This is a genomic window from Bacteroides sp. CAG:189, assembly GCF_000432295.1.
GTDB classification, from domain to species: domain Bacteria; phylum Bacteroidota; class Bacteroidia; order Bacteroidales; family Bacteroidaceae; genus Bacteroides; species Bacteroides salyersiae.
Map to the genome: position 1 here is coordinate 39,390 of NZ_HF991113.1, position 9,863 is coordinate 49,252.

A 9,863-nucleotide genomic window follows, 5' to 3' on the forward strand; every position below is an offset into this window, starting at 1 on the left:
GTGTCGGTTTGAATAACGCCCGCATTAGTTTCAATACGTTGAAACTAATTGTTCCATACAGATGAAACGGTTCGTTCCATGCTATAGAAACCATCCGTTTCATACTGATGGAACCGAACGTTTCAATAAATTGAAACCATGCATTGCCTTACTCGCAAAAGTAACGGGAAAGCATCTCATTCCCTTTTCGGGATTACTTGTGCATTTCTACAATCTGAGTAGGAGCTTTCTCTACATTCCTGCGATCTACCTGCCGGACTACAGCAGCCGCCAATGATAGGAAAGCGCGACCGGTCATCGTATTTTCATCCAATGCAACAGGAGTACCCTTATCACCGTTTTCACAGATACTCTGTACGATAGGTATCTGCCCTAACAAAGGTACATTCATCTCTTCTGCCAATTTCTTGGCTCCCTCACGGCCGAAAATATAATATTTATTATCCGGCAGTTCGGCAGGAGTAAACCAAGCCATGTTCTCCACCAAACCCAAAATCGGTACATTTACCTTGTCATTGGTAAACATATTGATACCTTTGCGGGCATCTGCCAAAGCAACCGCCTGCGGAGTACTAACCACTACAGCACCGGTCATGGCCAATGTCTGTACCACAGTCAGATGGATATCACTCGTACCCGGCGGCAAATCGATAAGGAAATAATCCAGTTCTCCCCAGGCAGCATCGCCAATAAGCTGTTTCAATGCATTACTGGCCATCCCCCCACGCCACAAAGTAGCCTGATCCGGGTCAACAAAAAAGCCTATGGAAAGAAGTTTCACCCCATACTTTTCTACAGGAATGATCATATCACGCCCGTCTATCTTCTCGGCATACGGACGGGCGTCTTCCACCTGAAACATTTTCGGCATAGAAGGACCGAAAATATCGGCATCCAGCAATCCCACTTTATAGCCTAACTTGGCAAGAGCCACAGCCAGATTGGCCGCTACGGTAGATTTCCCCACCCCTCCTTTTCCGGAAGAAATACCAATAATATTTTTTACCTGCGGCAATAACTTCCCGACTTCCGGACGCGCCGCCTGAACTGTTTTCACACTGATATTACCTACGATTTCCACTTCTTTGCCTACATGAGTAAGGATAGCCGTTTCGGCAGCCTTAACCACCGACTTCATAAACGGATCGGTAGGTTTCTCAAAAATAAGGGAAAAAGAAACTTTCATTCCCTCGATACGGATGTCATCCTCCACCATACCGGCTTCAACAAGATTCTTTCCGGTACCGGGATAACGCACTGTTGCCAATGCATCTAATATTAACTTTGGATAAAGTGCCATAATTATTTACGATTTGACGATTTACAATTTGACGATTGATAAATGATGACCGATGATTTATGATTTGGCGATTGATGATTTGACGATTGATAACTTAGAGATCATCATTTATCAATCGCAAAACCGTAAATCGTCAAATCGTAAATCCCTTTACTTGCTGGTTTGCAATCCGCTCCGCTTGCTACGGTTATAGCTACGATACGAATCAAGCTCTATTTCAATGTCCGGCTCATGCAATTCTCCTGCTTGGGGAAGCCGGAACTTGATATACTTTATACTTAAACCACGATCGAGCCACTGTTGTTCATAATAAGTTTTAATGCCCAAGATATCATCTACAAGATCGGAATGATAAAGATCCTCCGTAATAAATTCTACCGGGAAACGGTTTTCCTCAATCATGTAGCGGGTATAAGTAAACATAAAGTTGCTGTCTGTTTTCAGATGAATAATGCCGTCCGGCTTAAGGAAGCGGCGATAGCGTTCCATGAAGTATGTGGAGGTCAATCGCTTGGTCGCTTTCTTCATCTGCGGATCAGAAAAAGTCAACCAAATTTCACTCACCTCTTCCGGAGCAAAGAAGCGGTCTATAATCTCGATATTTGTACGCAAAAAGGCTACATTCTTCATTCCCGATCGCAAGGCATCGGTGGCTCCGGTCCACATACGCGCCCCTTTAATATCGACACCGATGAAATTTTTATCGGGAAACATCTGTGCCAGTCCTACGGTATACTCTCCCCGACCACAGCCCAATTCAAGCACAATCGGACGGTCATTGCCGAAAAACTTTTCATGCCACTTGCCTTTCATGTCAAAAGCCACATTGTCCGCCACCGAGTAAGGATACTCAAACACATGCGGATAACTTGCCATATCGGCAAATTTCTCTAATTTCCCTTTTCCCATATAATAATTGCAATTAGATTGCAAAGTTACTTACTTTCGGCGGAAACGGCAAAAATAAATGGAGTACAGATTTCTCCATACTCCATTATTAAGGATATAAGAACCTGCTTTAGTTTCTCTCAGAACACAAAAACAGGTCGAAAAGTATTATCTTAGATTTCCACCGTACCCTCTACAATGACTTCTTCTACTGCCTGTGCTTTCAAATCTTCATAGAAAGCAGCATGAGCTGCCTGCATGTAAGGCTGCAAAAAGAAGTATCCGATACCCAATGTGAAAAGACACAGGATGGCCCAGCCGATAAAGCTAAGATCGAGCAAGAACAGCTTCATCTTGTTGCCTTCCATCATGGCCATACTTTTCTCAATAGCGCCATTATTAGCCAATTCGGGTTGATCTTTCAAGATAAAATCGGTCATTGCATACGAATAATACTTGATAATACCCGGAATAACCAGCAACAAGGTCCACAACACTGTATAAATGGCTTGAAGCAATTTTGTGCCGATGATACGTCCATAGTCGCTGAATCCATCAAACAGTCCTCCGATATTCACATCACTGCCTCTGAATACATCCAATATCACAATGGCATAACCATAAGCTATCGGCAACGTTAACAGAAGAATCAATATTCCGACTACCGGAATGGCAGACAATCCACCAACCACTGCACTGTAAATTAAGGTAGCAATCGCCGCCATCACCCATTTATCAGTAAGAGCAGCACGCGCTTCTGCACGTAATTCTGAATTTTGTTTCAACATAAGATATAAGATTAATATATGATTAATAAAAGTTATTCCACTACAGTTACCCAATTGTGTGTATCCGGCTCATCACCATACTGGATAGCACGCAGCTTATTATACAACTTCGTACAAACCGGGCCCGGCTTGCCATCTTTCGAGATGACATAAGAATGATCATTTTCCGGATCATCGATACGTTGTATCGGACTGATTACGGCAGCCGTACCGCAAGCACCCGCTTCTTCGAATGTCGCCAGCTCCTCTTCGGGCACCGGGCGGCGTTCCACTTTCAGCCCCATATCTTCCGCCAACTGCATCAAGCTCTTATTGGTAATGGAAGGCAGAATGGATGTAGACAACGGAGTGATATAGGTATTGTTCTTTATACCGAAGAAATTGGCCGCACCACACTCGTCCATATACTTCTTTTCTTTTGCATCCAAATAGAACTCAGCAGAATAACCGGCTTTGTGAGCCTCCTGGCTGGCACGCAGACTGGCAGCATAATTACCCCCCACCTTAAAAGTTCCTGTTCCCAACGGAGCAGCCCGGTCATATTTTCGGGTAATGACATACGGAGTAGTGGCAAATCCTCCTTTGAAATAAGGACCTACCGGAGTGACGAAAATAACAAAAAGATATTCATCGGCAGGACGTACACCGACTTGCGCTCCGGTACCGATCAGTAACGGACGGATATAAAGAGAGGCCCCCGTCTCATAAGGCGGAATAAAACGCTCGTTCAGTTTTACCGCTTTCAGAACTGCCTCTTTGAAACGTTCGGTAGGAAGTTCCGGCATTAGAATTCCCCGGCAGGTAGATTGCAAACGCGCGGCGTTTTCTTCAAGACGGAAAATACGGACTTTACCATCTTTGCCACGAAAGGCTTTCAGCCCTTCAAAAGCTTCCTGACCATAGTGCAGACAGGTAGCTGCCATATGCAGATTAAGAATTTCGCTGCTGCTTATTTCCAGTTCGCCCCATGCGCCATCGCGGAAATTAATTCTCACGTTGTAATCTGTCTTCATATATCCGAATGACAAATTAGACCAATCTATTTCTTTCATATTATTAAGTAATTAGTTAAATTCTCCTATCAGACAACAAAAATAACTTTTATTCTTTAGATTGTTGCCTTTCCTGCAACAATTTTTCGACTTCATGATCAGCTTTCGTCAGTTTCTCTGTACAAAAGGCTATAATTTCATTGGCTTCCTTTATCTTTTCTGCCAACACATCTATTTCCAGTTCATTATTGTCAATCTGACGGACAATCTTTTCCAAGCGTTCCATTGCTTGAGAGTAGGTTTCTTTTTTTGCAGACATCTTTTTGTTATTTACGATTGGACGATTTACGATTTACGATTGAAGTCAGTTCTCCTTTGTGCAGACGGGTAACGATTTCATCCCCCGGAACAATCCCGGACAGGTCGGTTACGGGAACTCCGTTTTTCAAAGTGATGCTGTAACCGCGAGCCAGAAGCTTATCGGGTGATGCATCGGCAATACGTTGCTGCAACAATTCTAACTTATGCCGGTGGCGAGAAAGCATTGTCACCGAGCTTTGCATCAAATCTTTGTGTACAGTTAGTAAACGCAGGCGGGCATCCGACAATCTCCTGACAACAAGAGACGGAATGCGTGCCTGACAAGAAGAGATCCTCCGATACTCCCTTTCAAGAAAAGAAGAAACACCTTCTTGAATACGAGCGGACAAATATTCCAACCGGCCGGCAGCCTCCTCCATACAATTTATTAATAATTCGGCAGCAGCTGTCGGGGTTTTCACCCGGGTATGCGCCACAGAATCGAGCACAGTATCATCACGCTCGTGACCGATACCGGTAATGATAGGCAATGGAAATTGCGCACAGGCTGCAGCCAAAAGATAGGTATCGAAACCGGATAAATCGGACGTGGCCCCCCCTCCCCGGATGATAACAACCACATCGAAATCATTCAACCGCCTGTTGACACGATCGAGCGCATCCAAAACAGAGCTTTCTATCTGGGCGCCTTGCATCAAGGCCGGAAATAACTCCGTATAAAAAAAGAATCCCCGGGAATTGTGTTGCAACTGATGGCAAAAGTCTCCATAGCCGGCAGCAGTAGCCGAAGATATGACGGCTATACGCTGTGGCAATACAGGCATCTCGAGTTCTTTGTTCAGTGTCAGTACCCCTTCCGCTTCCAATTGTTGTAAAATCTCCCGCCGGCGCAGAGCCATATCTCCCAATGTATATGTGGGGTCAATATCCTGTACAGTCAGGCTATATCCATACAATTCATGAAATTGCACGGTCACTTTCACCAACACCTTTATACCGGAAGTAAACAGTTGCCCGGTAGCCTCTTCAAAATAAGGTTTCAACAGGCGGTATACATTATTCCAGATAGTTCCCCGGGCTTTAGCTATCAGATTATTGCTGCGCGGATCTTTCTGCACGAATTCCAGATAACAATGTCCGGTAGCATTAGATCGTACATCACTCAACTCCGCCTGTATCCAATATTCATCGGGCAAGCATTGTTCCAGACTCCGCCGTACCAATGCATTGAGATCCAAAAGGGTCAGTGCTTCCTGTTTCATTTTGCCGATTGATAAGCCTTCCACATATCAGGAATCCCATATCCGTAAATATTATCGGGAGAATCGGCCCGATCACCCGAACGCCGTACCAGTTCTATCAGTTCTTTCGCCGTCAGATCAGGCAACGCTTGCCACAAGCAAGCCACCATGCCACACATGATCGGTGAAGAAAATGACGTACCGTTGGCCCCTCTCACTATTCCATCCGTCCCCATTACGTCCGAACCCAATCCGACTGCCATCACATCCGGTTTCACACGACCGTCCGCCGTATTTCCAATAGATGAAAAAGGAGCCAACACGCCTTGCTTGTTAATAGCACCTACGGTCAGCACATTTTCCGCATCACCCGGAGGAGTAGTCTTTTTCCAAGAACCGGAACCGGCATTCCCTGCACTGCATACTATAACCATGCCTTTATCCGCCGCTTTCGCAGCCTGACGGGACATCAAGGCAAATTTTCCATCCAAATCACAATAACGGTAATCTTTCGATGGATCATCAAAAGCATAATATCCTAATGAAGTATTCACTACATCCACTCCCACACTATCTGCAAACTCAAGTGCGGCCGCCCAATAATCCTGTTCTACCAAATGCTCCGAATACTCATCTTCACTGCGCAGCAGCCAGAATGAAGCTTCAGGTGCCGTACCGACCATCACATGAGGCTGATTCATACCGATGCACGAAAGCACACTCATACCATGACTGCTTTCGGCATAAATGTCGGCATCAGGGTTCACAAAATCTTTCACTCCTAACACACGGATATTTCTCATTGCAGCTATGCTGTCCGCATTATGAAAACCGGCATCGATGACGGCAATCGTCATGCCTTGCCCCTTAAATCCGGCATCATGTAACTTGTTTCCGTTACTAATCTCTATCTGACGCCGTGCGGGGCCATACACTTCTTCCATCCATAAAGGCGTATTGATCAATGAATCCCGTTTGGTAGCCATCGCCGGCTGCTCCGGATCAGGAGCAGTCCAGACCTTCTCCGTAGTACGGACAAAAGGCAGTTGGGCTATTTTATCTATCAATGTCGTATCATTGCACGACACAGTAACGAAATTGTCCCACTTGCCCGTGGTCACAATCTTCACTCCTTTTTTACGAATAGCGTCCACATATTTCCGACACACCGGTAAGTCTGTAGAGTCTATTGCCAGCCCTTGCTTCTGGCGACGCTCAATTGCTTTTTTCGAAAGAAACTCTTCAGGACGATCCAAAGCATAATCTGTAACAGCCTTGTCTGTCAGGTTAATACGATATTTCAACGTGTCCTGTTGCGCCGATACCCCGATAGCAGAAAGCAGTAAAGCGGCAAATATTAATTTCTTCATATTGTTATATATCAGCTTTTTATTAAAAATCCTTATTCTCTTCCATAACCAGTCCGATTCCCCGTTGTGAAGCGATAAACGCTCCGCCAATCACCCGGCGATCGTCATAAAACACAGCCGACTGTCCCGGAGTAATGGCCGAAGCCTCTGTCCGGAACTTCACAAAAAGCCGTCCGTCCGTCAATCTTCTCACCCGGCAAGGAATAGGACGGCTGCGATAACGGATACGTACCGCCAAGTTTTCACAGGCCAAAACCTCCTGTTCATCAATCAAATGATCCTGCTCGACAATCATATATTCCGTGCGCAGTTGTTCTACATCCCCTAACATTACTGTATTTTTTTGCGGATTTATCTTCAGCACATACGCCGGTTTACCCAAAGCAATCTCAAGTCCCTTACGTTGCCCGATAGTATAATACGGGAAACCTTTGTGTTGCCCCAATTTCACCCCTTCGGCATTCACAAACCACCCCGGGCCGATTTCCGTATCCAATTCCGGACATTGTTCACGCAGGAAGTCCCGATAATCTCCTTTGATAAAACAGACTTCCATACTTTCTCCCTCTTTCGCCTTTGCTTCGTATCCCTTATCATGGAGGTAATCACGCACTTTCAGCTTTGTATAATTTCCCAATGGGAAAATGCAGCGCCTCAACACCTCTTGTCCCAATCTCCAAAGAAAATAAGACTGATCTTTCTTTTCATCATCCCCTGCCACAATGTATACATTCCCATTCCGTTCTTCCAAACGGGAATAATGCCCGGTAGCAATCCAACCGCAATTCAGCCGGTCTGCCCACTCCGTCAACACACGGAATTTGAACAACGGATTACACATGACACATGGATTGGGAGTCCGTCCCTGGCGATATTCATCAATGAAGTTTCTTACGATTGTATCTTTGAAAGGTATACGTTCATCAGCTACATAGTGTTCGATTCCCATCCGGGCCGCCAACTCTCTGGCATCCTGCGGTTCATCTCCCCAAACCCGCATGGTTACTCCCACTATCTCGTATCCCTGCTCTTGCAACATCAAGCAGGTGGCAGTGCTGTCTATGCCGCCACTCATGCCCACTAATACCCGCTTATTCGATTCTTTCATTCCACATCTGATTATTGCATTCGTGCAAATGTACAATATTCCCATCAGATAGCCATACGGAGTAGAAAAAAGAGTAAAAATGGCATTCACATATACTCTTATTAATCACTTAAACACTTCATATAGTATTCAACAACACCTGGATTTCTCTCTGCAAAACGAACAATGTCATATTTACACATGTATCTAATATCTTCATCCGTAAAAACAATCTCTTCTTCAAGTTCTGATCTATTAAGCAAATTTAGAAAACGGATATGGTTCTGATCTACTTTCCTGCACCAAGTGATACAATTTAACCCACCTCCATCAGCTACAAGAGCTTCTATATCCACCTGCTCTATATAACAATCGGGATAAAGCTGTTTTATCTGTGATAATGCCTGTTCATCTTCTTTTATATTCAATTTAGGAAGGATCATAAGTTTACCTACTGTGAGGAAGTTTATATATGCCCAGTTACGAGAATCTCCATCTTTTACTTCATAATGCAAAGACTCAACCTTAAACACCTTTGAAAGCCTTCTACTACATTCTTCATAATATTCAGTATCGTAGTCATCGTAATTAGTAATAAGCACAGAGTCACCGGATATTGGTTTTACTATTCCATCGGAATGCCCATATATTTCCGACCGGTCCCATGGAAGAAAAACAACCTCGCATTCAAATAATTTTTCAATTTTACTCCCAAGAGAAGATGGTGACATATCTGGATTTTCTTGAAAAACCTTTTCCGTCATGATTACTTTATCACCTACCTTTACAATATTTCCTCCATCCATGATTATATTCGTATTTGTAGTTTTCAAGCCCAAACGCATACAAACTTCCTGAGAATCTGTTATGAACCTCTTGTCTGATTTCCTTTTAAGAAGATAATCCGGATAGTAGCGATAACAAAGAAAACGATCCTCGTCTATCTGAACAGGCATATAATCTCTACACCATATATCATTAGTACATGGTATTATATCGTATGCTACATTATTTTTCTTAAGAACAGTAATCAAATCAATATATATTTTCGGATATTCTTTTTCCAGCCATGAAGAAAAATATACTACATTAGTTTCATAATCCGCTATCATCTTCTACTTTGTCTTAATTCGTTTTGATTTTAAATAACCATTTTCTTGTATCTTGATAATGACCAGACGGTGTTTTATCTTCAGCATTCTTATCATCACACACGTCCTTTATATACTTGCCATTCACTTCTATAAATCGTGCCACGTTTTTCCGGACATTTATTTCTATCTTCTCTAATTCTATCTCATCGCCGTCTTCCCATGATACATTAAATCCTCCGTCAAATATTGAAAACTGCGAATATATCGCTTCATAAAGATGTGTAGGATAAGTTATTATTTTATTTTTATCCATCCATTCTTTATTTTTATATCTCTCCTTTTTTTTACCACTATCATCCACTCTGAATTCTCTTACAAGAGCCGACAGTCTTACAGCATTCTTTTCATTTTCGCCTTTCTCAAAAGTGATATCTATGCCTGAAACATGATTGTGTAATACACCTAATGGAAAAATAGGCTTATCCTCCTTAAGACTGTTACGATGATAAACTATATAATCTTTTACCCCATTTTCTCGTTCCTCGTGACAGTAAATCTCCACACAAGTCGGATGTATCTTTACCATATCTTCCCCTTTCATTACCAAAAAGTAACCACTAAGTATGGCCTGAGCTATTTTCCAGAATTCTTTTGGAGCTAAATTCCCTGCGATATTTTCATTCTCAATTACCTCCTGTCTAAAAACATCGTCAATGCTAAAATTTATAAGTTTTTCTTTTAATTCCATATTATAATCATATTATTTAATATATTAATTAATA

10 protein-coding genes are annotated in these 9,863 nt (G+C 43.1%); all 10 read right to left on the reverse strand.

Annotated elements, in window-relative coordinates:
- Positions 1–193: 193 nt before the first annotated feature.
- Entirely contained in the window at positions 194–1,300 is a 1,107-nt protein-coding gene (locus tag QVP90_RS15910; RefSeq protein WP_005934037.1) for an Mrp/NBP35 family ATP-binding protein, read from the reverse strand.
- 150 nt (positions 1,301–1,450) lie between these two features.
- Positions 1,451–2,209, reverse strand: a complete 759-nt coding sequence (gene trmB / locus QVP90_RS15915; protein WP_005934039.1) for a tRNA (guanosine(46)-N7)-methyltransferase TrmB — start codon at positions 2,207–2,209, stop codon at positions 1,451–1,453.
- Positions 2,210–2,361: 152 nt separating this feature from the next.
- Positions 2,362–2,976 carry a DUF975 family protein gene (locus tag QVP90_RS15920; RefSeq protein ID WP_005934041.1) on the reverse strand — a complete coding sequence of 205 codons (615 nt, stop codon included), beginning with the start codon at positions 2,974–2,976 and terminating at the stop codon, positions 2,362–2,364.
- Between the two features lie 32 nt (positions 2,977–3,008).
- Positions 3,009–4,028 (reverse strand): branched-chain amino acid aminotransferase, encoded by a 1,020-nt coding sequence (locus QVP90_RS15925; protein ID WP_005934043.1) that lies wholly within the window; start codon positions 4,026–4,028, stop codon positions 3,009–3,011.
- A gap of 49 nt (positions 4,029–4,077) precedes the next feature.
- On the reverse strand, positions 4,078–4,287 hold the full coding sequence (gene xseB, locus QVP90_RS15930; protein WP_005934046.1) for an exodeoxyribonuclease VII small subunit: 210 nt from the start codon (positions 4,285–4,287) through the stop codon (positions 4,078–4,080).
- A 7-nt stretch (positions 4,288–4,294) separates the two neighbouring features.
- Positions 4,295–5,551, reverse strand: a complete 1,257-nt coding sequence (gene xseA, locus QVP90_RS15935) for an exodeoxyribonuclease VII large subunit (protein WP_005934050.1) — start codon at positions 5,549–5,551, stop codon at positions 4,295–4,297.
- The gene (locus QVP90_RS15940) at positions 5,548–6,900 is read right to left on the reverse strand and encodes a S8 family peptidase (protein WP_021936985.1); all 1,353 of its coding nucleotides are present in this window, start codon (positions 6,898–6,900) and stop codon (positions 5,548–5,550) included. Before QVP90_RS15940 ends, xseA begins: the two co-directional genes overlap by 4 nt.
- A gap of 22 nt (positions 6,901–6,922) precedes the next feature.
- Positions 6,923–8,008, reverse strand: coding sequence for a tRNA 2-thiouridine(34) synthase MnmA (gene mnmA, locus QVP90_RS15945; protein WP_005934054.1), 1,086 nt, complete (start codon positions 8,006–8,008; stop codon positions 6,923–6,925).
- 101 nt (positions 8,009–8,109) lie between these two features.
- On the reverse strand, positions 8,110–9,099 hold the full coding sequence (locus QVP90_RS15950) for an agmatine deiminase family protein (RefSeq protein WP_021936986.1): 990 nt from the start codon (positions 9,097–9,099) through the stop codon (positions 8,110–8,112).
- Between the two features lie 13 nt (positions 9,100–9,112).
- Positions 9,113–9,829: a hypothetical protein gene (locus QVP90_RS15955; RefSeq protein ID WP_005934060.1), complete on the reverse strand. Its 717-nt coding sequence runs from the start codon at positions 9,827–9,829 to the stop codon at positions 9,113–9,115.
- Between the last annotated feature and the right edge of the window lie 34 nt (positions 9,830–9,863).